The following is a 700-nucleotide window of genomic DNA, read 5'->3' on the forward strand; positions in this document are numbered from 1 at the left end:
TCGGGGCTCGTCGTCGGGGTGGCGGTCGGCTCGTCCGTCGGCGCGCTGGCCGCCGTCACCGAGAGCGTGGCCGCGTCGAGCGCGTCGCCCTCCTTGTACATGCCGTTGAAGGCCTCCGCGCCATCGGCGGTCAGCGTCGCCGGGATGTCCGCGAAGGTCATCGCGCCGCCCTTGCCCTGGCCCGGCCGCACATCACTCAGGTCGAGCTTCGCCAGCTCGATATCGTCCTGGGTATCGCCGTTGAGGGTCACGTCGGCCTCGATCGCGCCGCTGGTGCGGTCGGTGCGCACCTTCAAGTCCGCGATGGTGATGTCAAAGCCGTGCAGCTTGGAGGAGAAGCGGACGGTGCCCTTGAAGGCGGTCTCGGTCGCGTGGGTGCCGGTGTCGTACGTCCCCTGACCGTCGGTGAACGTGAACGGGCCGTTGTCCGCGGCCTGTTCGGCCCCGCCCGAGACCTCGATCTCGCCATGGGCCATCCCCGTCACATACTTGCGGAAGGATTCCCGGACGCCCCAGTCCAGAGTGCCGTCCTTCAGCTCCAACTGCGGCGTGTCGCCGGGCGCCCGCTCGGCGGCGAACGCCGGGAGCGTGAGCGCGGCGGCGCCCAGTGCGGCCGCGGTGACGACGGCGGCGGTGAGGGCTATCGGGCGGCGGGTGGCTGCCATGGTCAGGGGTCTCCTTGGTCAGAGGGGTCAGAGGG

1 protein-coding gene is annotated in these 700 nt (G+C 70.9%); it reads right to left on the bottom strand.

The window, feature by feature from the left end; all coding sequences use genetic code 11:
* Positions 1–665, bottom strand: a 665-nt coding sequence (locus U9R90_RS36615) for an HtaA domain-containing protein (RefSeq protein WP_411061836.1), incomplete at its 3' end; no start/stop codon positions are given.
* Positions 666–700: the final 35 nt, after the last annotated feature.

The organism is Streptomyces sp. E11-3, from assembly GCF_046540415.1.
GTDB lineage: Bacteria > Actinomycetota > Actinomycetes > Streptomycetales > Streptomycetaceae > Streptomyces.